This is a genomic window from Burkholderia sp. 22088, assembly GCF_052045915.1.
GTDB classification, from domain to species: Bacteria; Pseudomonadota; Gammaproteobacteria; order Burkholderiales; family Burkholderiaceae; genus Burkholderia; species Burkholderia cepacia.
Genome location: NZ_JBQEPY010000009.1, coordinates 153,188 through 175,056 on the forward strand (window position 1 = coordinate 153,188; position 21,869 = coordinate 175,056).

Below are 21,869 nucleotides of genomic sequence, written 5' to 3' on the forward strand. Positions count from 1 at the left end.
GATCGTCACTCCTTCAATGAAATCCAGGATCGGGACGAAACGGCCGGCCGGACGACCGGCCGTTTCCCGTTACTGCCTCACCGTGCTACTGCACGGCAACGCTCACGCGAGGTCGAAGCGGTCGAGGTTCATCACCTTGTTCCAGGCCGCGACGAAGTCGCGCGCGAACTTCTCCTTCGCATCCGCGCTGCCGTACACCTCGGCCAGCGCACGCAGCTGCGCATGCGAGCCGAAGATCAGGTCGACGCGCGTGCCGGTCCACTTCACCTTGCCCGTCGCGCGATCGCGCCCTTCGAACACGTCGTTCGCGGCCGACACCGGCTTCCATTCCGTGCCCATGTCGAGCAGGTTCACGAAGAAGTCGTTCGTCAGCGCTTCCGGACGGTCGGTGAACACGCCGTGCTTCGCCTCGCCGGCGTTCGCACCGAGCACGCGCAGGCCACCGACGAGCACCGTCATCTCGGGCGCGCTCAGCGTCAGCAGTTGCGCCTTGTCGACCAGCAGCGCCTCGGCCGGCGTCTTGAACGCGCTCTTCAGGTAGTTGCGGAACCCGTCAGCCACCGGCTCGAGCACGGCCATCGCTTCGATATCGGTCTCTTCCTGCGATGCATCCGCGCGGCCCGGTGCGAACGGCACCGTCACCGCGACGCCCGCGTTCTTCGCGGCCTGCTCGACGCCGGCCGCACCGGCCAGCACGATCAGGTCGGCGAGCGACACCTTCTTGCCGCCCGTCTGCGCGTCGTTGAACGCCTTCTGCACGCCTTCGAGCGTCGCGAGCACCTTCGCGAGTTCAGCCGGACGGTTCACTTCCCAGTCCTTCTGCGGAGCGAGGCGGATACGCGCACCGTTCGCGCCGCCGCGCTTGTCCGATCCGCGGAACGTCGCGGCCGACGCCCATGCCGTCGACACGAGCTGCGACACCGACAGGCCCGTTGCCAGCACCTTCGCCTTCAGCGCGGCAACGTCGGCGTCGTCGATCAGCGGGTGATCGACTGCCGGGATCGGGTCCTGCCACAGCAGGTGTTCCGCCGGCACTTCCGGGCCGAGATAACGGGAGCGCGGGCCCATGTCGCGGTGCGTGAGCTTGAACCAGGCACGCGCGAACGCATCGGCGAACTCGGCCGGGTTCTCGTAGAAACGGCGCGAGATCTTTTCGTAGGCCGGGTCGAAACGCAGCGACAGGTCGGTCGTCAGCATCGTCGGGCGATGCTTCTTCGACGCGTCGAACGCATCGGGAATCACTTCGCCGGCGTCCTTCGCGACCCACTGGTGCGCACCGGCCGGGCTCTTCGTGAGCTCCCACTCGTAGCTGAACAGGTGCTTGAAGAAATCGTTGCTCCACTTCGTCGGCGTCGACGTCCACGTGACTTCGAGGCCGCTCGTGATCGCGTCCTTGCCCTTGCCCGTGCCGAACGTGCTCTTCCAGCCGAGACCCTGCTCCTCGAGGCCCGCGGCTTCCGGCTCGGGGCCGACGTTCGACGCCGGACCGGCACCGTGCGTCTTGCCGAACGTATGGCCGCCCGCGATCAGCGCGACCGTCTCTTCGTCGTTCATCGCCATGCGCGCGAACGTCTCGCGGATGTCATGCGCGGCGGCGACCGGGTCGGGGTTGCCGTCCGGGCCTTCCGGGTTCACGTAGATGAGGCCCATCTGCACGGCAGCAAGCGGGCTTTCGAGCTCACGCTTGCCCGAGTAGCGGCTGTTCGGGCCGCCGCTCAGTTCCAGCCAGATCTTTTCCGAGCCCCAGTAGACGTCGTCCGGTTCCCACGTATCGACGCGGCCGCCGGCATAGCCGAAAGTCTTGAAGCCCATCGATTCGAGCGCGACGTTGCCGGTCAGGATCAGCAGGTCGGCCCACGAGATGTTGCGGCCGTACTTCTGCTTGATCGGCCACAGCAGCCGGCGTGCCTTGTCGAGGCTGACGTTGTCCGGCCAGCTGTTGAGCGGCGCGAAGCGCTGCTGCCCGCCGCCCGCGCCGCCGCGGCCGTCGGCCGTGCGGTACGTGCCGGCGCTGTGCCAGGCCATGCGGATGAACAGGCCGCCATAGTGGCCGAAGTCGGCCGGCCACCAGTCCTGCGACATCGTCATCAGGGCGTGCAGGTCCTTCTTCACCGCCGCGAGGTCCAGCTTGCTGAACGCTTCCGCGTAGTCGAAATCCTTGTCCATCGGATCGGACAGCGCCGAATGGCGGTGCAGGATGTTCAGGTTGAGCTGATTCGGCCACCAGTCCTTGTTCGTCGTGCCGCCACCAGCGGTGTGGTTGAACGGGCACTTCGTTTCGTTCGACATGCGATTTCTCCTTGGCTTGCTCGTATGACTCCACCGGTTCGCTCCGGCAGCATGCCGGGCGCGGTTGGTGGAGTGTCATTGCGGGGATGGGAAACGGAACAGGTTGATTCTCCTGTCGTACTACGGGATGTCGCGCGGGACCTGTGACGCGCGTTCCCGCCGCGACGCGCCGCGGGCGGGACGCTCGGGGAACCGGCTGCCGGCAGGCGTCGTGACGACGCCGCGGGCGGAATTCCAGCTTTCGGACATGCGATGCTCCCTCATGGCTTGATGGCGGGTGAATCGGGGGAACACTGAACCGGCGCGCGGCGGCGTTCAACCGCCATACACACGATCCGCGAGGTACGCGAACGCAATCGGACGCAGGCTGCGAACCGCCGCCCTGGCGCGATGTACGACCGCGTCGCGCGGCGGGATGTTCCGCTGCGCGTGCTGCAATACCGACCGCATCATGACATCCTCCTTTGACGCTTGCACTCAGCGTGCAGACCGGTCGTCGACAGGACACCGATCCATGGAGAGGATTCTATATACGTCTATCGATTACTTGAATTTAATTAATTTCATCTATGCGATAGAGAAAAATAAACGGGGTCGCAAGACCCCGTTCATCGGGCTGCCGCACGCGCATGCCGCAGCGTGCTCAGTTCATCGTCGCCGGCATGTCGAGCTTCGCGACACCCGGCAGCTCGCAGGCGGAAATCGCGTCGCTGATCGCGTCGATCGCGGGCATCCGCGTGAAGCTCTTGCGCCACACGAGCACCACGCGGCGGTCGGGCACCGGCTCGTTGAACGGCACGTACGACAGCAGTTCGGCATCGGGGCCGTTCGCGCGCGGGCCGATCTCGGCAACCGACATTCGCGGCAGCACCGTGATGCCGACGCCGCTCGCGACCATGTGGCGGATCGTCTCGAGCGACGAGCCCTCGAAGGTCTTCTGGATGCCGTCGGCCGTCTGCGAGAAGCGCATCAGCTCCGGGCACACGCCGAGCACGTGATCGCGGAAGCAGTGACCGTTGCCGAGCAGCAGCATGGTTTCCTGCTTCAGGTCCTCGGCGTCGATCTCTTCGCGCTTCTCCCACGGATGGCCGGCCGGCAGCGCGACGACGAACGGTTCGTCGTACAGCGGGCGCACCATCAGGCCGGTTTCCGGAAACGGCAGCGCCATGATCGCGGCGTCGATCTCGCCCTGCTTCAGCAGTTCGAGCAGCTTGAGCGTGTAGTTTTCCTGCAGCATCAGCGGCATCTGCGGGACACGCTGGATCATCTGCTTGACGAGCGTCGGCAGCAGGTACGGCCCGATCGTGTAGATCACGCCAAGGCGGAACGGGCCGACCAGCGGATCCTTGCCCTGCTTCGCGATCTCCTTGATCGCGAAAGTCTGCTCGAGTACGCGTTGCGCCTGCGTGACGATCTGGTCACCGATCGGCGTCACGCTCACTTCGCTCGCGCCGCGCTCGAAAATCTGCACGTTCAGCTCGTCTTCGAGCTTCTTGATCGCCACCGACAGCGTCGGCTGGCTCACGAAGCAGGCTTCGGCCGCACGGCCGAAATGCCGTTCGCGCGCGACCGCGACGATGTATTTCAATTCAGTCAGCGTCATTGTGGGTCAATCAGAGATATACAGGCGATAGGTTTAATTTATACACCCTGTGACACCGGTTCGCCAAGTTTCTCTGCATCGGAATGCGTCGAATGGCGATTCCGGATCCGGCCCCAGCCCGCGGATCAGGCTTTCAGATACTGCTCCCGCGCGCCGAGCCAGCGCGCGAGATGCTGCGTGACGATTTCGGGATACGCGGCAATCAGCCGCGTCGCGGCTTCGCGGGCCGGATCGATCAGCCAGCCGTCGGTCTCCAGGTTCGCGAAGCGCAGCATCGCCGCGCCCGACTGGCGGGCGCCGAGGAATTCGCCGGGGCCGCGGATCTCGAGGTCGCGCCGCGCGATCTCGAAGCCGTCGGTCGTCTCGCGCATCGTCTTCAGCCGCTCGCGGCCGGTGAGCGACAGCGGCCCCGTGTACAACAGCACGCACACCGACGCCGCGGTGCCGCGCCCGACCCGGCCGCGCAACTGGTGCAGCTGCGCGAGGCCGAAGCGCTCCGCGTGCTCGATCACCATCAGCGATGCGTTCGGCACGTCGACGCCGACCTCGATCACGGTCGTCGCGACGAGCAGCTGCACTTCGTTGCGCGTGAACGCTTCCATCACGGCCGCCTTGTCGGCCGGCGACAGCCGGCCGTGCACGAGCCCGACCTTCAGCTCCGGGAGCGCGGCGGCCAGCGTCTCGTAAGTCTCGACGGCCGTCTGCAGCTGCAGCGTCTCGCTCTCCTCGATCAGCGGGCACACCCAGTACACCTGGCGCCCGGTCAGCGCGGCCTCGCGCACGCGGGCGATCACCTCCTCGCGCCGCGCATCGCCGACGAGGCGCGTCAGCACCGGCGTGCGGCCCGGCGGCAGCTCGTCGATCGTCGAGACCTCGAGATCCGCGTAATACGTCATCGCGAGCGTGCGCGGAATCGGCGTGGCCGACATCATCAACTGGTGCGGCTGGAAGTCGCGCGCGCCGTTGGCCGCGTTCGCGGCCTTCGCCCGCAGCGCGAGCCGCTGCTCGACGCCGAAGCGGTGCTGCTCGTCGACGATCACGAGGCCGAGCCGGGCGAATTCGACCGTGTCCTGGATGATCGCGTGCGTGCCGATCACGAGCTGCGCGGTGCCGAGCGCGGCCGCCTCGATCGCCGCGCGCTTCTCTTTCGCCTTCAGGCTGCCCGCGAGCCACGCAACCGTGACGCCGAGCGGCTCGAGCCACGCGCGCAGCTTGCGCGCGTGCTGCTCCGCGAGGATTTCGGTGGGCGCCATCAGCGCGGCCTGGTAGCCGGCGTCGATCGCCTGCGTGGCGGCCAGCGCCGCGACCACCGTCTTGCCGCTGCCGACGTCGCCCTGCAGCAGGCGCTGCATCGGGTGCGCGAGCGTGAGGTCGCGCGCGATCTCGTCGACGACGCGCGCCTGCGCGCCCGTCAGCGTGAACGGCAGCGCGGCATAGAGCCGGGTCGTCAGCGCATCGGCATCGCTCGCGGTGCGGCGCGGCATCGCGGGCGCCGCGCGCGTGCGGCGCTCCTCGTGCGCACGCTTGAGCGACAGCTGCTGCGCGAGCAGCTCCTCGAACTTGATGCGCGTCCACGCCGGATGCGAGCCGTCCATCAGCGCGGCTTCGTCGGAATCGACGCGCGGGTGGTGCAGGATGCGCACCGCCTGCTCGAGCGTCGGCACGTCGAGCGGCTTCAGGTAGTCGCGCTGGATCTCGGGCGGCAGCAGCTCGGGCAGCGGCGTGCGCTCCACCGCGTTCTCGATCGCCTTGCGCAGGTACGCCTGCGACACGCCGGCCGTGCTCGGATAGACGGGCGTGAGCACCTGCGGCAGCGGCGCATCGGCTTCAACGACGCGCACGGCCGGATGCACCATCTCCATCCCGAAAAAACCGCCGCGCACGTCGCCGCGCACGCGCAGCCGCTGGCCGACGGCCATCTGCTTGACCTGCGAGCCGTAGAAATTGAGGAAGCGCAGCACGAGCTGCTCGCCGTCGTCGTCCTGGATCTTCACGACGAGCTGGCGGCGCGGGCGATACGCGACCTCGTTGTCGAACACGACCCCTTCCGTCTGCGCGATGCCGCCCGGCAGCAGCTCGCCGATCGGCGTGAGCGTGGTTTCGTCCTCGTAGCGCATCGGCAGATGCAGCACGAGATCGATCGAGCGCGTGAGGCCGAGCTTCGCGAGCTTGTCGACGGTCTTCACGGGCTTGTCGGCGGCCGGCTTCTTCTTGCGCTTCGTGCCGGATGCGCCGGCCTCGCCTGCATCGCCCGCGGCGGCGCCGTCGGCATCCGGCGCGGCGGCCGCCGGCTGCGCGAGCCTGCCGTCGGCGCCGCGCTTCGGGCCGGCACGGCGTGGCACGGTGCGCGCCGCCGTGTCGTGCACGGGCGGCGCAGCATCCTCCGCGTCGAACGGATCGGCGGAATCGGCAACGGCAGCGGAGGAACGGCGTGGTGACACAGGCATCGGATCGTCTGGGTGCTTCGCAAGGCAAGTACAATAGCGGCTTTCACGTCGTCCGAACGAACGACGCCGGCCAGGCCGCGCATCCCGCCATCATAGCGGCTCGCGCGCCCCATTCATGCGTTTCCGCCCTGTCGGCGGCGCCCGCCGGCCGTTTCGAACCAGCCCGCATGTTCACGCTTTCCGATTTCGATTTCAATCTGCCGCCCGAGCTGATTGCGCAAACCGCGCTGCCCGACCGCACCGCGAGCCGCCTGCTCGAGGTCGACGGCACCGTCGAGCCCGCACGCCTCGTCGACCGCCGCTTCGCCGAGCTGCCGTCGTGCATCGCGCCCGGCGACCTGCTCGTGTTCAACGATACCAAGGTGCTGAAGGCGCGGTTCTTCGGCCAGAAGGCCAGCGGCGGCAAGATCGAGGTGCTGGTCGAGCGCGTGACCGGCACGCACACGGCGCTCGCGCAGATCCGCGCAAGCAAGTCGCCGGGCGCCGGCACGACGCTGCGTCTCGCCGATGCGTTCGACGTGACCGTCGGCGAGCGCGTCGAGCCGTTCTTCACGCTGATCTTCCCCGAGCCGTGCCTCGACCTGATCGAGCAGTACGGCCGCCTGCCGCTGCCGCCCTATATCGAGCACGATCCGGACGCGACCGACGAGACGCGCTACCAGACCGTCTACGCGAGCAATCCGGGGGCGGTCGCCGCACCCACGGCCGGCCTGCACTTCGACCAGCCGATGCTCGACCGGCTCGACGCGATGGGCGTCGAACGCGCGACGCTGACGCTGCACGTCGGTGCCGGCACGTTCCAGCCGGTGCGCGTCGACAACATCGCCGAGCACAAGATGCACAGCGAGTGGTACGACCTGCCGCAGTCGCTCGTCGACAAGATCGCCGCGACCCGCGCGCGCGGCGGCAACGTGATCGCGGTCGGCACGACGTCGATGCGCGCGCTCGAAGCCGCGGCGCGCGCCGCCGACGAAGCGGGCCGCCCGCTCGCGGCCACGCAGGCCGAGACCGACATCTTCATCACGCCGGGCTATCGTTTCCGCGTGGTCGACCGGCTCGTCACGAACTTCCACCTGCCGAAGTCGACGCTGCTGATGCTGGTGTCCGCGTTCGCGGGCGTCGAGACGATCCGGGCCGCGTACCGTCACGCGATCGCCGAACGCTACCGCTTCTTCAGCTACGGCGACGCGATGCTGCTCACGCGGCGCGACACGCCGGAGGCGCCGCGCGCCTAGCACGACAGGCGCGAAAATGCGGCGGCCCGCGATTGCGCAGCGGCCGTTGCGCTTCGCGCGGCCGCACGCCGCGCGGTTGTCTCCGCGCTGTTACCCCCGCGCGGTTGCCCCGTTTCCCTTGGTACGCGCTACGATGGCGCGCACCTGTTTTTCCCCGCCGCCGGCCTGCCGGCGGCGTTTCCAACATGCGCCGGACTGTTTTCCGGTAGCGAGGAGAATGACGCGATGACCGAAGGTTCATCCCACGATACGCACGATACGCACGCCCCCGTGCAGGACCGCCCCGCAAACGGGCTCGAATTCGAACTGCTGACTACTGACGGCCACGCGCGCCGCGGCCGCGTGAAGCTCAATCACGGCGTGGTCGAGACGCCGATCTTCATGCCGGTCGGCACGTACGGCACCGTGAAGGCGATCCAGCCGCGCGAGCTGCACGAGATCAAGGCCCAGATCATTCTCGGCAACACGTTCCACCTGTGGCTGCGCCCGGGCCTCGACACGATCGACGCGCACGGCGGCCTGCACGGCTTCATGGGCTGGAACAAGCCGATCCTGACCGACTCGGGCGGCTTCCAGGTGTTCTCGCTCGGGGACCTGCGCAAGATCACCGAGGACGGCGTCACGTTCGCATCGCCGATCAACGGCGACAAGCTGTTCCTGTCGCCGGAAGTGTCGATGCAGATCCAGAAGGTGCTGAACTCCGACGTCGTGATGCAGTTCGACGAGTGCACGCCGTACGCGACCAACGGCGTGCCGACCACGCACAAGGAAGCGGCCGACTCGATGCGCATGTCGCTGCGCTGGGCGAAGCGCTCGCTCGACGAATTCAACCGGCTCGGCAACCCGAACGCGCTGTTCGGGATCGTCCAGGGCGGCATGTTCGAGGACCTGCGCGACGAATCGCTCGCGGGCCTCGCGGAACTCGGCTTCCACGGCCTCGCGATCGGCGGGCTGTCGGTCGGCGAACCGAAGGAAGACATGATGCGCGTGCTGCACCACGTGGGCCCGAAGCTGCCGGCCAACAAGCCGCACTACCTAATGGGTGTCGGCACGCCGGAGGACCTGGTCGAGGGCGTCGCGAACGGCGTCGACATGTTCGACTGCGTGATGCCGACCCGCAACGCCCGCAACGGCTGGCTCTTCACGCGCTTCGGCGACGTGAAGATCCGCAACGCGACGCACAAGAACTCGCTGAAGCCGCTCGACGCGAGCTGCTCGTGCTACACGTGCCAGAACTTCTCGCGCGGCTACCTGCATCACCTGCACCGCGTCGGCGAGATTCTCGGCGCGCAGCTCAACACGATCCACAACCTGCACTACTACCTGCAGCTGATGAGCGAGATCCGCGACGCGATCGAGACCCACACGTTCGACGCGTTCCGCCAGCGCTTCGCGGAGGATCGCGCGAGAGGCGTCGACTGACGGGACGGTTGCCCGCGCCGCGGCCCGTCACATAGGACGAGTACTAAATAACGCGTCCCAACTGTCGAATCCGGCCGCCAAACATTACAATTGCCTTTCCAAACGAGTCGCAACGGTACCGGTTCGCGCTTTAACAGCTTGATCCGAAAGCGCATTTGCCGAGCCGTTTGCGCATGGGGCCGGTGGTAGAATAACCGGCTTATTTTTCGATCTTCCCCTACGGAGAGACCAACGTGCCGTTCATTTCCAACGCGTTCGCGCAAGGTGCCGGTGGCGCCGAATCGAGCCTGATGAGCTTCCTGCCGCTCATCCTGATGTTTGCCGTGCTCTACTTCATCATGATCCGTCCGCAGATGAAGCGTCAGAAGGAGCACCGCAACATGCTCGCGGCCATGGCCAAGGGCGACGAAGTCGTCACGAGCGGCGGCCTCGTGGGCAAGGTGACGAAGGTCACCGAAGGCTACATCGGCGTCGAGATCGCCGAAGGCACCGAAATCACCGTGCAGAAGGCCGCGGTCACGACCATTCTGCCGAAGGGCACGATCAAGTCGCTGTAAGCCCTTCACCGAGCGTCCGGCACCCCGCGCCGTGCCCGCCTGAGAGAGCGGGCCGCCGCGGCGCCGGACGCGACGCTTTCACGCCAACCACCCGTTCGGCTCCCTCATGAATCGTTATCCACTCTGGAAATATGTCGTGATGGTCGTGGCGCTCGCCATCGGCCTTCTGTACACATTGCCCAACTTCTTCGGCGAAGCGCCGGCGGTGCAGGTGTCGAGCGGCAAGGCCACGGTCAAGCTCGACTCGACCACGCTGACCCAGGTCGAATCGGCGCTCGCCGCCGCGCAGATCACGCCGGACGACGTCACCTTCGAGAACACGGCGACCAACGCGAACATCCGCGTGCGCCTGAAGGACACCGATACGCAGCTGCGCGTCAAGGACCTGCTGCAGAAGTCGCTGAACGCCGACCCGAACGATCCCCAGTACGTCGTCGCGCTGAACCTGCAGAGCGCGTCGCCGCGCTGGCTGACCGCGCTGCACGCGCTGCCGATGTATCTCGGCCTCGACCTGCGTGGCGGCGTCCACTTCCTGCTCCAGGTCGACATGACGGGCGCGCTCACGAAGAAGCTCGATTCCGACGCGTCCGACGCGCGCACGCTGCTGCGCGACAAGAACATCCGCGACGGCGGCGTGAGCCGCGTCGACCAGTCCGTGGTCGTCAATTTCAGCGATGCGCAGACGGCGGAAGACGCCCGCAAGGTGCTCGCGCTGTCGATCACCGAACTGCAATGGGCGACCCAGCCCGGCGGCGGCGGCACGCAGGTCGTCGGCACGTTTACGCCGGCCGTGCAGAAGTCCGTCGAGGACGCCGCGCTCAAGCAGAACCTGACGACGCTCCACAACCGCGTGAACGAACTCGGCGTGTCGGAGCCGATCCTGCAGCAGCAGGGCAGCGACCGTATCGTCGTCGAGCTGCCGGGCGTGCAGGACACCGCGAAGGCGAAGGACATCATCGGCCGCACCGCGACGCTCGAAGCGCGCCTCGCCGACCCGATCAACACGCACCCGAACCCGAACGACCCGGTGCCGCCGGGCGAAGAACTGTTCACGCAGGGCAACCAGGCGCCCGTGCTGCTGAAGAAGGAAGTGATCTTCACGGGCGACCGCATCATCGATGCATCGGCCGGTTTCGACGATCACCAGCGTCCGTCGGTCAACATCCGCCTCGATTCGGCGGGCGGCCGCTCGGTGCGCGCGGTGTCGCGCGAGAACATCGGCAAGCCGATGGCGATGGTGCTGTTCGAGAAGGGCAAGGGCGAGGTGCTGACGGTCGCGACGATCCAGTCTGAGCTCGGCGACCGCTTCCAGATCACGGGCCAGCCGACGCCGCAGGCCGCAGCCGACCTCGCGCTGCTGCTGCGCGCCGGTTCGCTCGCCGCGCCGATGGACATCATCGAGGAACGCACGATCGGCCCGAGCCTCGGCGCCGACAACATCAAGATGGGCGTCCACTCGGTGATCTGGGGCTTCTGCGCGATCGCCGTGTTCATGATCGCGTACTACATGCTGTTCGGCGTGATCTCGGTGATCGGCCTGTCGGTGAACCTGCTGCTGCTCGTCGCCGTGCTGTCGTTGATGCAGGCCACGCTGACGCTGCCCGGTATCGCCGCTATCGCGCTTGCGCTCGGTATGGCGATCGACTCGAACGTGCTGATCAACGAGCGCGTGCGTGAAGAACTGCGCGCCGGCCAGCCGCCGCAGCTCGCGATCCAGTCGGGCTACGCGCACGCATGGGCGACGATTCTCGACTCGAACGTCACGACGCTGATCGCCGGCCTCGCGCTGCTCGCGTTCGGCTCGGGCCCGGTTCGCGCGTTCGCGATCGTGCACTGCCTCGGCATCCTGACGTCGATGTTCTCCGCGGTGTTCTTCTCGCGCGGGATCGTCAACCTCTGGTACGGCGGCCGCAAGAAGCTGAAGTCGCTCGCGATCGGCCAGGTGTGGAAGCCGGAAGGCGCCGCTGCCGCCGCACCGTTCGCCGAGGCGGACGATGCGACCGACACCGCGCGTGCCGCGAAGCTCGCCGCGCCCGCGAAGGGCAACGCGCCGCGCACCGGCAAGCCGCAGCTGCGCAACCGCGCGCAGCAAGGCGTGTCGCCGAAGAAACCGGGCTCGACCCAATAAGGCCCCGGAGAAGACCATGGAATTTTTCCGCATCCGTAAAGACATTCCGTTCATGCGGCACGCGCTGGTGTTCAACGTGATCTCGCTGGTCACGTTCCTCGCCGCCGTGTTCTTCCTGTTCCACCGCGGGCTGCACCTGTCCGTCGAATTCACCGGCGGGACGGTGATCGAGGTGCAGTACCAGCAGGCGGCCGAACTCGAACCCGTGCGCGCGACGCTCGGCAAGCTCGGCTACGTCGACGCGCAGGTGCAGAACTTCGGCACGTCGCGCAACGTGCTGATCCGGCTGCAGCTGAAGGAAGGCCTCACGTCCGCTCAGCAGAGCGACCAGGTGATGAGCGCGCTGAAGGCACAGAGCCCGGACGTCACGCTGCAACGCGTCGAATTCGTCGGCCCGCAAGTCGGCCGCGAACTCGCGACCGACGGCCTGCTCGCGCTCGCGTGCGTCGTGATCGGCATCGTGATCTACCTGTCGTTCCGCTTCGAGTGGAAGTACGCAGTGGCCGGCATCATCGCCAACCTGCACGACGTCGTGATCATTCTCGGCTTCTTCGCATTCTTCCAGTGGGAGTTCTCGCTGGCGGTGCTCGCGGCCATCCTCGCGGTGCTCGGCTACTCGGTCAACGAGTCGGTCGTCATCTTCGACCGGATCCGCGAAACGTTCCGCCGCGAACGCAAGATGACCGTGCAGGAAGTGATCAACCACGCGATCACGACCACGATGTCGCGTACGATCATCACGCACACGTCGACCGAAATGATGGTGCTGTCGATGTTCTTCTTCGGCGGCCCGACGCTGCACTACTTCGCCCTCGCGCTGACGGTCGGCATCATGTTCGGCATCTACTCGTCGGTGTTCGTCGCGGGCTCGCTCGCGATGTGGCTCGGCATCAAGCGCGAAGACCTGATCAAGGAAAAGAAGACCGCGCACGATCCGGACGATCCCAACGCAGGCGCGCAGGTTTAAGCGCCACGCTGCTTCGGCACAGACGAAAAGCCGGCCCGGTTGGGCCGGTTTTTTTTCGCCCGTATGTTCGCCCGTACCGCCGGCGTGGAACGCGCAGCCCGCTCGCCCTGCCCGGTCACTCGCGTCGGCTACCGGCTACAATCGTGACCGTCCCGCCGGCCGTGCGCCGGCGGGACAGCACCTTCGCCCTCCGTTCCAACGTGCGGTCCCGATGATGCCTTCTACGCGTGCCGTTCTTCGCCTTGCCGTTTGCGCAGCCGCCACGGCCGCGTTGCTGCCGTGCGCGTCACCGGTCGGTGCGCAACAGCCGGCACCCGCCCCGCCCGCTTCTGCTCCCGCCGCCTCATCCTCGTCATCCGCCTCACCCGCCACCGCCCGGCCGCCTTCGCCCTGCCCGCCCGACTGGGAGCCGCAGATCTGCGAGCTCAAGGCGGCGGTGGAAGTGCTGAAGCGGCAGCACCTGACCGACGTCGACATCGGCGCGCTGCTCGACGCCACGACCCACGCGGGAATCAAGACGCTGCCGTACGCGCGTTTCTTCGATGCGAAGGAGGAGCAGGAGCGGCGCGAAGACGAACGGCGCGCGCGCGACGGCACGCCCGGCATCGGCATCGTCTTCGAGACGCGGCCCGACGGGCTGCACATCGTCGACGTGATTCCCGACGCGCCCGCGGAACAGGCCGGCGTGCGCCCCGACGATCTCGTCGTCGCGATGAACGATACGAGCGTCGTCGGCATCGACGCCGCCGACCTGACCAAACTCGCCAAGGGCGACGCGGGTGTGCCGCTGAAGCTCACGGTACAGCGCGGCCCGTCGCACGCGATGCTGAGCTTCGCGCCCGTGCGGACGATCCTCAAGCCGCACCCCGCGACCGCGAAACGGCTCGCCGGCGACATCCTGTACACGCGGCTGTCGAGCTTCCCGGAACCCGCCGTCGGCGCCTACATCGACGCGGTGCAGGCCGCACGCCGCGCGGGGCCGCCCGTGAAAGGCGTGATCCTGGACCTGCGCATCAACGGCGGCGGCGCGCTCAATGCGGCGATCGGCATCACCGCGCTGTACGTGGGCCGCGATCGCACCGCGATGGTGACGGTCGAGCGCGGCGACGCCAACCGGCGCCGCTACACGACCAACTGGCCCGATTACGCGTTGCCGGTCATGCACGGACAGGATCCGCTCGCGCCGTTGCAGGCCGACGACTGGTGGCGCACCGTGCCGCTCGTCGTGCTCGTCGACGGACAGAGCGCGTCGGCCGCCGAAGCGACCGCGGCGGCGCTGAAGGATCTCGGCCGCGCGAAGCTGCTCGGCATGCCGACCTACGGAAAGGGGCTCGCGCAAACGGGCGTCGACCTGATCGACGGCACGCGCCTGAATTTCACGTTCGCGCGCAACCTGCGGCCGAACGGCTGCCCGATGGACGGCTACGGCGTCGTACCGGACTGGCTGGTGCCGCCGCGCCGCGACTCGGACGTCGACGGCGTGCTGCTGTGGTACCGCGAAGCCGATCTCCCGCGCGCGCCGTATGCGGACCGGCTGGCGCCCGACCCGTTCGCGAAGGTGCGCAAGGAGCGGCAGAAGCTGCGCGAGCAGCGTGCGCTTGCAAAGATCGACTCGGCGAAAAGCGCGGCGCTGCCGCAGCGCGAGTTCGGCACGGCCTCCGACTGGCAGCTCGGGCAGGCCCTTGCCGCGCTCGCGGGGCGCCCCGTGCGAACGGTCGACGCCAAGCCGCAACTGATGCCCGCGCAACCCGTGTGCGAGCGCGCCGGCAACTGACGCGCGCCGCCTGCCCCGTTACCGGAAGCCGAACCGCCGGCGCAGCACGACCAGCGCCGCGAGGCTCAGCACGGCCGCGAACATCAGGTAGAAGCTCGGCGCCGTCTTCATCCCGGTTGCCTTGATCAGCCACGCGATGATGAACGGCCCGAAGCCGCCGAAGATCGTCACCGCGACGTTATAGGCGAGCGACATCCCGGTCGTGCGCGTCTGCACCGGGAACACTTCGGACAACAAACCCGGCAGCGCCGCGAAGTAACCCGTCATCAGGAATGCGAGCAGCACCTGCAGGGCGATCAGCGTGCCGAAGCCCGGATGGGCGACCAGGTACGCGAATGCCGGATAGATCAGCACGAGTATGCCGATCGCCGGCGCGATCATCACACGCACGCGGCCGTAAGTATCCGACCAGTGGCCGACGAGCGGTGCGAACACCATCTGGATCACGCCGACGACGAGGATCGCCGCGAATGCGGCCGACGGCGCGAGGCCGAGCTGCTTCACGCCGTAGGTCGGCATGAACAGCACGAGATAGGTCGCGACGGTGCCGAGCACGACCACGCCCATCGCGGCGACGAGACGCGCCTTGTGCGACGCGAACGTGTCGCGCAGCGGGTTCGCGGTGCCTTCCGCCGCGAGGAATTCGGGCGTCTCGTCGACCTTCGTGCGGATGTAGTAAGCGACCGGCCCGAGCAGCAGGCCGAAGAAGAACGGCACGCGCCAGCCCCACGACGCCATTTGCGCGGCCGAGAGCTGCGCGTTCAGCACGGTGCCGAAGCCGGCGGCGAGCAGCGTCGTGAGCCCCTGGCTCGCGACCTGCCAGCTCGCGAAGAAGCCGCGCCGGCCCGGCACGTGTTCGGCGAGGAACGCGGTCGCGCTGCCGAATTCGCCGCCGGCCGAGAAGCCCTGCATCAGCCTCGCGGCGACGAGGATCACCGGCGCCGCGACGCCGATCGCCCCGTAGGTCGGCAGCACCGCGATGATCAGCGTGCCGGCCATCATCAGCAGGATCGACAGCGTGAGCGCGGCCTTGCGGCCCGCGCGGTCGGCGTACGCGCCGAGCACGATCGCGCCGAGCGGGCGCATGAAGAACGACACGCCGAACGTGCCGAGCGTGAGCAGCAGCGACACGGTGTCGTTGCCGGCCGGAAAGAACAGCTTCGAGATCGTCACCGCGAAAAAACCGTAGACGACGAGATCGAACCACTCGAGCGCATTGCCGATCGACGCGGCGACCACCGCGCGCCACACGCGCGGCGACGAGGCAATGGGACGGGACTGCGTGACGGCATGCATCGGCGATCTCCTTGTCGTTGTACGTTCTGTTCGAGGCGGCCGCGGCCACGCGTGCGCCGTCGGCGCCGCCCGGGCGCCGCGAGCGGCGCTCGGGCGATTATAGGCGCGCAAAAAAAACCGCCGCGCCCGTGGAACGGGAACGCGGCGGTTGGCGCGCGACGGGCCGGCGCGGCGGCCGGCCCGGCTGGCGGTATTACTGCTGCTTGACGGCTTCGGCCGTGATCAGCAGCTTCGTCTTCATCTTGAAGCCGTACTGCTTGCCGTAGTCGAGGCCGAAATCGTCGCGGCTGAATTCGCCGACCGCGTCGACGCCGCACACTTCACGCTTGAGCATCGGATGCGGCATGCACTTGAACGAGTCGATCTTCAGCGTCAACGGCTTCGTGACGCCATGCAGCGTCAGGTTGCCGACCACCGACACCGGCTTGTCGCCGTCGAACTTGATCGTGCCCTTGTAGTTCGCCTGCGGGAACTTCGCGACGTCGAAGAATTCGTTCGTCTGCAGGTGCTCGTCGAGCTTCGCGCTGCCGGTGTGGATCGACGCGATGTCGGTCGTCACGTCGACCGTACCCGTCTTCGCCGCGCGATCGAGCGTCACGGTGCCGCTCGACTTGTCGAACTTGCCGCGCCAGACCGACAGGCCGCCGAAGTGGTCGGCCTCGAAGCTCGGGTACGTGTGGGACGGATCGAACTGGTAGGTTGCGCTGTCGGCGAATGCCGAGAACGACAGCGTGGCAGCCAGTGCGCCCGCGGCGATCATCAGATGCTTTTTCAACTCTTTCTCCTTGGAACGGCGCCGCGCCCTCGCGCGGCATTCGGGTGATGCGATGGTTCGCCGCTTACTTCGTGGCGACGAGATGGAACTTGATCTGCACTTCGTCCGCGACGACCGACGTGTCCTTCCATTCGCCGGTGCCGACGTTGAAGGCCGAACGCTTGATCGGCAGCACGCCGTCGAACGTCTGCGTCGCGCCGTTCTGCGTGACCGTGACGGGCACCGTGACGGTTTCGGCCTTGCCCTTGATCGTCAGCTTGCCGGTCACGTTGTACTTGTTGCCGCCGGCCGGTGCGATCGCCGACGACACGAACGTCGCCTGCGGGAAAGCCTTCGCGTCGAACCAGTCCTTGCCGGCGACCTGGTCGTTGTACATCTTGTCGCCGAGGTCATAGCTCGCGACGTCGATCGTCATCTGGGCGCTGCCCTGCGCGGCCTTCGCCGGATCGAACTTCACCTGCGCGGAAAACTTCTTGAACGCGCCTTCGGTCGGCACGTTCATCTGCTTCGACACGGCAGACACCTTGCTCTTCGCGAGATCGACATCGGCGTGCGCCGCGCCCGACGCGACAAGTGACACCGCGGCGAGCGCGGTCAGCATGGAGCGGGAGAAAGACACTTTCATGGGATCCTTCATTTGGCAAAGGGAAGCATCCGCGACAGCAGGCCGTCGCGGTCCAACAACTGGTGCTTGAGCGCCGCGAGCACGTGCATCGCGACGAGCGCAAGCAGAATGTAATTCAAGGACACGTGGAGCGTCTTGAAGGTTTCCTTCAGCACCGGATCGGGGTCGATCAGCCGCGGCAGCGGCACGATGCCGAGGTAGACGACCGGGATGTTCGAGGCCGAGCTGTACAGGTAGCCCGTCACGGGGATCACGATCATCAGCACGTACAGCAGCATGTGCACGCCGTGCGATACCGCGCGCTGCCACGCCGGCGTATCGGCCGGCAGCGGCGGCGGCACGTGGGTCGCCCGCCACAGCACGCGGATGACGGCCAGCGCGAACACCGTCACGCCGATCCACTTGTGCCACGAGAAGTACTTCAGCTTGGTCGGCGTGAAGCCGGGGATGTCGGTCATCACCCAGCCGAGCGCGAAGCCGCAGATGATCAGCAGCGCGATCAGCCAGTGCAGCGCGATCGCGGTATGCGCATAACGTGCCGGCACGGCCGGCGGCGATTTCGATACCATCCTGGATTCCTCAGTTCAGCGAACAGCCGCGCCGGCCATTCGTCCGACGCTTGTCAAGGGCGCCATGCTACCGCAACCTTTTGACGCGCGCGGACTCTGAGGACAGGCATGTCAGCCGGCCGACAGCTTCCCGTCATGTTACCGGCCGGTCACAAACCGCACGATCCTTGACACGCCGAAAAGGCCCTTTTGGTAAGATTGGCGCGGGTTCCGGCCCCGTCGACGCGTGTCCCCGGCCGTCGCACAACTGCCTTTTCCATGCAACGATACGACCTGATTGCCTGTCACGAGTGCGACGCACTGTTGCACAAACCGCGCCTGAGCGGCCGCGAAATCGCGCGTTGCCCGCGCTGCGACGCGCTGCTTTATCGCAACAGCGCGGCGCAGATCGAGCGGATCTGCGCGCTCGCGCTCGCGGCACTGATCACGTTCACGATTGCCCAGGCGTTCCCGATCCTCGAAATGGACGTGAACGGCAACCGCGTGCAGACCACGCTGATCGGCGCGATCGACTCGCTGTGGCGCCAGGACATGGCGATCGTCGGCGTGATGGTGTTCTGCTCGACCGTGCTGTTTCCGCTCGTCGAGATGGCCGCGCTGCTGTACCTGCTGCTGCCGATCCGCCGCGGCGTCGTGCCGCCCGGTTTCAACCTCGTGCTGCGCGCGATCGAGATGGTGCGGCCGTGGGGGATGATCGAGGTATTCATGCTCGGAATCCTCGTCACGATCGTCAAGATGGTGAGCCTCGCGCGCGTCGTGCCGGAAGCCGCGCTGTTCGCGTTCGCCGCGCTCACGCTGATGATCGCCGTGGTGCTGATGTTCGATCCGCGCACGCTGTGGGACATCGTCGACGACCTGCGCGCCGGGCGCTCGCCCGGGCAGCCCGACGCGCCCCCGTTGCCGGAAGCCGCCCGCCGATGACGATCCCGACCGCCGCCCGCGAGGGCTACGTCAGCTGCCACACGTGCGGGCTCGTGCAGACGCTCGACCATCCGCACGCGCATTGCGCGCGCTGCGGCAGCGCGCTCCATTTCCGCACGCCGAACAGCCTGATGCGCACGTGGGCGCTGCTGCTCGCGGCCGCGATCCTGTACATTCCGGCGAACCTGCTGCCGATCATGCGCACCGCGTCGATCGTCGGCTCGCAGGAAGACACGATCATGAGCGGCGTCATCTATTTCTGGGTGTCGGGCGACTGGCCGCTCGCCGTCGTCGTGTTCGTCGCGAGCATCCTCGTGCCGATGCTCAAGCTCGGCGTATTGCTGATCCTCGTGATCAGCGCGCAGCGCCGCACCGCATGGCGGCCGCAGCAGCGCACGCGGCTGTTCCGGATCGTCGAGCGCATCGGCCGCTGGTCGATGCTCGACATCTTCGTCGTGACGCTGACCGTCGCGCTCGTCCATTTCCGTTCGCTCGCCGTCATCACGGCCGGCCCCGGCGCACTCGCGTTCGGTTCCGTCGTGATCCTGACGATGCTCGCGTCGATGCAGTTCGATCCCCGCCTGATCTGGGATCCAGTCGAAACCTCAGGGAATCACCATGAATAGTCCACAAGGCCCGCAGCACGACGCGCCCCGGCCGCCCGATCCGACGATCTCGACGAAAAGCGGCTGGCTGCCGTCGCTCGTCTGGCTCGTGCCGCTGATCGCCGCGCTGATCGGCATCGGCCTCGTGATCAAGTCCGTGCGCGAACGCGGCCCGGAAATCACGATCAGCTTCCACAGCGCCGAAGGGCTCGAGCCCGGCAAGACCCAGGTCAAGTACAAGGACGTCGAGATCGGCATGGTCAAGACGATCAAGCTGTCGAAAGACCTGTCGCGCGTGCTCGTCCAGGTGCAGCTCAAGAAGGAAGCCGAGGACTTCGCGGTCAAGGGCTCGCGCTTCTGGATCGTGCGGCCGCGCGTCGGCGCGACCGGCGTGTCGGGGCTCGGCACGCTGCTGTCGGGCGCGTACATCGGCGTCGACGCCGGCCGCGGTCAGGACACGCTGACCGATTTCACGGGCCTCGAGACGCCACCGGCCGTCACGGGCGACCAGAAAGGCACGCAGTACGTGCTGCGCGGCGATTCGCTCGGCTCGGTCGACATCGGCTCGCCGGTCTACTACCGCCGCGTGCAGGTCGGCCAGGTGGTCGGCTTCTCGCTCGACAAGGACGGCACGGGCGTCACGTTCAACGTGTTCGTCAATGCGCCGTACGACCAGTACGTCGGCATCAACTCGCGCTGGTGGCAGGCGAGCGGCGTCGACCTGCGGCTCGATTCGAGCGGCCTGAAGCTGAACACGCAGTCGCTCGCGACGGTGATCCTCGGCGGCATCGCGTTCCAGACGCCGCCGAACCAGGGCTCCGGCACGACGGCGCCGAACAACACCACGTTCCGCCTCGCGTCCGACGAGGGCGACGCGATGCGCGACCCGGACGGCCAGCCGCTGCAGGTCGTGATGAACTTCAACCAGTCGCTGCGCGGGCTCGCCGTCGGCGCGACGGTCGACTTCCGCGGCATCGTGCTCGGCGAAGTGACGAACATCGGTATCGACTTCGATCCGAAGACGAAGAACTTCCTGATGCCGGTGACGATGAACATCTATCCGGAACGCCTCGGCCGGCGCTTCCGCGAAACGATCGAGAGCAAGGGAGAACCGGCCCGCCGCGAGATCGTCGAGCGGCTCGTCCAGCACGGGCTGCGCGGCCAGCTGCGCACCGGCAACCTGCTGACGAGCCAGCTGTACGTCGCGCTCGACTTCTTCCCGAAGGCGCCGGCCGTGAAGATCGACACGGCACGCCAGCCGCTCGAGCTGCCGACCGTGCCGAACACGCTCGACGAGCTGCAGCTGCAGGTCGCCGACATCGCGAAGAAGCTCGACAAGGTGCCGTTCGACCAGATCGGCGCGAACCTGAACAGCGCGCTCGCGAACGCCGACAAGCTGTTCAAGCAGCTCGACACGCAGGTCGCGCCGGAAGCACGCGACACGCTGTCGGCGGCGAAGCAGACCTTCTCGACCGCCGAAGCGACGCTGCAGCAGGATTCGCCGCTGCAGTCCGACGTGCGCGGCGCGCTGAAGGAACTCACGCGCACGCTGCAATCGCTGAACGCGCTCGCCGACTACCTCGAGCGTCACCCCGAATCGCTGCTCAAGGGCAAGCCAGGAGATCAACCATGACGACACGCGTGAACGGTTTCGCGAGCGGTGCTGCGGCGGTTGCCGCCGCCCTCGCGCTCGCCGCGTGCAGCTCGCCGCCCGCGCGGTTCTACACGCTCAGCCCGGCCGACGCCGCGGCGCCGCTGCGCACCGCGCCGGCCAACCCGGCGTTCCTGATCGAGGTGCCGTCCGTCGGCGTGCCCGAGCAGGTCGCGAAGAACCAGCTGGTCGTGCAGAAGAACGCCGCGCAGGTCGACGTGCTCGAGCAGGAACGCTGGGCGTCGCCGCCCGCCGACGAGATCCGCCGCGCGCTGTCGGACGATCTCGCCGCGCGGCTCGGCACGATCGACGTCGCGAATTCCGCCTATCCGCCCGGCGTGCCCGTGTATCGCATCAGCGTGAACGTGCAGCGCTTCGAGTCGTGGCCGGGCAAACGCGCGGCGGTCGATGCCGTGTGGAGCGTGCGCTCGCTCGCCACGCAGGCCGTGATGACCTGCCGCACGAGCGTCGCCGAACCGGTCGCCGACGGCTACGACGCACTCGTCGCCGGCCACCGGCGCGCGCTCGACGTGATCGCCACGCAAGCCGCGGCCGGCGTGCGTGCCATGGCCGCGCGCCGTGGCGCATCGGCTGCCGCGGCACCCGCGGCCGGCGGCAAGACGGCCGCCGCGCCGGTCGTGCCGTGCCCGGCCAATCCGGCGCCGGGCGGCGACGCCGGCGCGACGGGCAAGTCCGGCGCGTAAGCGTGCGGCGCGCAGGCGAACGCTCGACGGCTTAAGCGCCCGCGCGGCTTCGTCCAGCGCGGCGCGTCCGATAGCGACCGCCGGCCGCCATCGGCGTTGCGCTGCCGCGGCCGGCCCCCGGCCCCGCATCGCGCTCCCCGGCCGGACAGCCATGACATTGTTTGTCAAAGTCGGCCGGAACCGGCTTCGTGCAACGCGGTCGGCTTGCGTTTTCCGGCCCGATTGACGATCCTACGCACTTTCAGGCCCGCGCCGCTCGTCGTGCGCGCCAGCCAGCGGCGCCGGGCCGTGTTCGGCCCGA

At 67.6% G+C, this 21,869-nt stretch carries 17 protein-coding genes; 10 read left to right on the forward strand and 7 right to left on the reverse strand.

From position 1 onward, the window contains the following. Positions 1 to 102 precede the first annotated feature (102 nt). The 3 genes from katG to recG all read right to left on the reverse strand — a co-directional run bounded on the left by katG (position 103) and on the right by recG (position 6,339). A complete protein-coding gene (katG, locus tag ACTJLD_RS18805) occupies positions 103 to 2,289 on the reverse strand; it encodes a catalase/peroxidase HPI (RefSeq protein ID WP_060193627.1) in 2,187 nt (728 codons plus the stop codon). A gap of 643 nt (positions 2,290 to 2,932) precedes the next feature. Beyond that, positions 2,933 to 3,892: a hydrogen peroxide-inducible genes activator gene (locus ACTJLD_RS18810; RefSeq protein ID WP_060084059.1), complete on the reverse strand. Its 960-nt coding sequence runs from the start codon at positions 3,890 to 3,892 to the stop codon at positions 2,933 to 2,935. A 125-nt stretch (positions 3,893 to 4,017) separates the two neighbouring features. After that, positions 4,018 to 6,339 (reverse strand): ATP-dependent DNA helicase RecG, encoded by a 2,322-nt coding sequence (gene recG, locus ACTJLD_RS18815; RefSeq protein WP_440659424.1) that lies wholly within the window; start codon positions 6,337 to 6,339, stop codon positions 4,018 to 4,020. Between the two features lie 167 nt (positions 6,340 to 6,506). Here recG and queA point away from each other — a divergent pair, with 167 nt between their 5' ends. The 6 genes from queA to ACTJLD_RS18845 all read left to right on the forward strand — a co-directional run bounded on the left by queA (position 6,507) and on the right by ACTJLD_RS18845 (position 14,422). Next, positions 6,507 to 7,574 carry a tRNA preQ1(34) S-adenosylmethionine ribosyltransferase-isomerase QueA gene (gene queA / locus ACTJLD_RS18820; RefSeq protein ID WP_059698802.1) on the forward strand — a complete coding sequence of 356 codons (1,068 nt, stop codon included), beginning with the start codon at positions 6,507 to 6,509 and terminating at the stop codon, positions 7,572 to 7,574. Between the two features lie 225 nt (positions 7,575 to 7,799). Continuing rightward, entirely contained in the window at positions 7,800 to 8,996 is a 1,197-nt protein-coding gene (gene tgt, locus ACTJLD_RS18825; protein ID WP_440659425.1) for a tRNA guanosine(34) transglycosylase Tgt, read from the forward strand. 233 nt (positions 8,997 to 9,229) lie between these two features. Then, positions 9,230 to 9,553 carry a preprotein translocase subunit YajC gene (gene yajC / locus ACTJLD_RS18830; RefSeq protein ID WP_006476868.1) on the forward strand — a complete coding sequence of 108 codons (324 nt, stop codon included), beginning with the start codon at positions 9,230 to 9,232 and terminating at the stop codon, positions 9,551 to 9,553. Positions 9,554 to 9,659: 106 nt separating this feature from the next. Further along, positions 9,660 to 11,681, forward strand: coding sequence for a protein translocase subunit SecD (secD, locus tag ACTJLD_RS18835; protein ID WP_021163786.1), 2,022 nt, complete (start codon positions 9,660 to 9,662; stop codon positions 11,679 to 11,681). A 16-nt stretch (positions 11,682 to 11,697) separates the two neighbouring features. Further along, positions 11,698 to 12,648, forward strand: coding sequence for a protein translocase subunit SecF (gene secF, locus ACTJLD_RS18840; protein WP_027788337.1), 951 nt, complete (start codon positions 11,698 to 11,700; stop codon positions 12,646 to 12,648). 211 nt (positions 12,649 to 12,859) lie between these two features. After that, a complete protein-coding gene (locus ACTJLD_RS18845) occupies positions 12,860 to 14,422 on the forward strand; it encodes a S41 family peptidase (protein WP_440659426.1) in 1,563 nt (520 codons plus the stop codon). Between the two features lie 18 nt (positions 14,423 to 14,440). On the opposite strand, the gene ACTJLD_RS18850 is transcribed toward ACTJLD_RS18845, so the two are convergent. The 4 genes from ACTJLD_RS18850 to ACTJLD_RS18865 form a co-directional block, all read right to left on the reverse strand. Next, a complete protein-coding gene (locus ACTJLD_RS18850; RefSeq protein WP_059685217.1) occupies positions 14,441 to 15,718 on the reverse strand; it encodes an MFS transporter in 1,278 nt (425 codons plus the stop codon). 193 nt (positions 15,719 to 15,911) lie between these two features. Further along, a complete protein-coding gene (locus tag ACTJLD_RS18855) occupies positions 15,912 to 16,493 on the reverse strand; it encodes a YceI family protein (RefSeq protein ID WP_027788340.1) in 582 nt (193 codons plus the stop codon). A gap of 64 nt (positions 16,494 to 16,557) precedes the next feature. Further along, positions 16,558 to 17,118 carry a YceI family protein gene (locus ACTJLD_RS18860; protein WP_027788341.1) on the reverse strand — a complete coding sequence of 187 codons (561 nt, stop codon included), beginning with the start codon at positions 17,116 to 17,118 and terminating at the stop codon, positions 16,558 to 16,560. Between the two features lie 8 nt (positions 17,119 to 17,126). Then, positions 17,127 to 17,687 (reverse strand): cytochrome b, encoded by a 561-nt coding sequence (locus ACTJLD_RS18865; protein WP_060174566.1) that lies wholly within the window; start codon positions 17,685 to 17,687, stop codon positions 17,127 to 17,129. Positions 17,688 to 17,945: 258 nt separating this feature from the next. Between ACTJLD_RS18865 and ACTJLD_RS18870 the strand changes: the two genes are divergently transcribed. Genes ACTJLD_RS18870 through ACTJLD_RS18885 form a run of 4 tightly spaced genes read left to right on the forward strand, consistent with a single transcriptional unit; the run spans position 17,946 to position 21,568 of the window. After that, a complete protein-coding gene (locus tag ACTJLD_RS18870; protein WP_027788343.1) occupies positions 17,946 to 18,608 on the forward strand; it encodes a paraquat-inducible protein A in 663 nt (220 codons plus the stop codon). Continuing rightward, the gene (locus ACTJLD_RS18875; RefSeq protein WP_021156371.1) at positions 18,605 to 19,234 is read left to right on the forward strand and encodes a paraquat-inducible protein A; all 630 of its coding nucleotides are present in this window, start codon (positions 18,605 to 18,607) and stop codon (positions 19,232 to 19,234) included. The genes ACTJLD_RS18870 and ACTJLD_RS18875 overlap by 4 nt, the downstream gene beginning before the upstream one ends. After that, entirely contained in the window at positions 19,227 to 20,846 is a 1,620-nt protein-coding gene (locus ACTJLD_RS18880) for a PqiB family protein (RefSeq protein WP_027788344.1), read from the forward strand. The genes ACTJLD_RS18875 and ACTJLD_RS18880 overlap by 8 nt, the downstream gene beginning before the upstream one ends. Then, positions 20,843 to 21,568: a PqiC family protein gene (locus tag ACTJLD_RS18885; protein WP_027788345.1), complete on the forward strand. Its 726-nt coding sequence runs from the start codon at positions 20,843 to 20,845 to the stop codon at positions 21,566 to 21,568. Before ACTJLD_RS18880 ends, ACTJLD_RS18885 begins: the two co-directional genes overlap by 4 nt. Positions 21,569 to 21,869: the final 301 nt, after the last annotated feature.

What these genes read in the sequence shown, in the direction of transcription:
- katG (WP_060193627.1), bottom strand. Translation starts at nt 2,289, where the DNA reads ATGTCGAACGAAACGAAGTGCCCGTTCAACCACACCGCTGGTGGCGGC.
- ACTJLD_RS18850 (WP_059685217.1), bottom strand. Translation starts at nt 15,718, where the DNA reads ATGCATGCCGTCACGCAGTCCCGTCCCATTGCCTCGTCGCCGCGCGTG.
- ACTJLD_RS18870 (WP_027788343.1), top strand. Translation starts at nt 17,946, where the DNA reads ATGCAACGATACGACCTGATTGCCTGTCACGAGTGCGACGCACTGTTG.
- ACTJLD_RS18860 (WP_027788341.1), bottom strand. Translation starts at nt 17,118, where the DNA reads ATGAAAGTGTCTTTCTCCCGCTCCATGCTGACCGCGCTCGCCGCGGTG.
- ACTJLD_RS18810 (WP_060084059.1), bottom strand. Translation starts at nt 3,892, where the DNA reads ATGACGCTGACTGAATTGAAATACATCGTCGCGGTCGCGCGCGAACGG.
- ACTJLD_RS18880 (WP_027788344.1), top strand. Translation starts at nt 19,227, where the DNA reads ATGAATAGTCCACAAGGCCCGCAGCACGACGCGCCCCGGCCGCCCGAT.
- queA (WP_059698802.1), top strand. Translation starts at nt 6,507, where the DNA reads ATGTTCACGCTTTCCGATTTCGATTTCAATCTGCCGCCCGAGCTGATT.
- ACTJLD_RS18845 (WP_440659426.1), top strand. Translation starts at nt 12,860, where the DNA reads ATGATGCCTTCTACGCGTGCCGTTCTTCGCCTTGCCGTTTGCGCAGCC.
- ACTJLD_RS18875 (WP_021156371.1), top strand. Translation starts at nt 18,605, where the DNA reads ATGACGATCCCGACCGCCGCCCGCGAGGGCTACGTCAGCTGCCACACG.
- recG (WP_440659424.1), bottom strand. Translation starts at nt 6,339, where the DNA reads ATGCCTGTGTCACCACGCCGTTCCTCCGCTGCCGTTGCCGATTCCGCC.
- ACTJLD_RS18865 (WP_060174566.1), bottom strand. Translation starts at nt 17,687, where the DNA reads ATGGTATCGAAATCGCCGCCGGCCGTGCCGGCACGTTATGCGCATACC.
- tgt (WP_440659425.1), top strand. Translation starts at nt 7,800, where the DNA reads ATGACCGAAGGTTCATCCCACGATACGCACGATACGCACGCCCCCGTG.
- secD (WP_021163786.1), top strand. Translation starts at nt 9,660, where the DNA reads ATGAATCGTTATCCACTCTGGAAATATGTCGTGATGGTCGTGGCGCTC.
- secF (WP_027788337.1), top strand. Translation starts at nt 11,698, where the DNA reads ATGGAATTTTTCCGCATCCGTAAAGACATTCCGTTCATGCGGCACGCG.
- ACTJLD_RS18885 (WP_027788345.1), top strand. Translation starts at nt 20,843, where the DNA reads ATGACGACACGCGTGAACGGTTTCGCGAGCGGTGCTGCGGCGGTTGCC.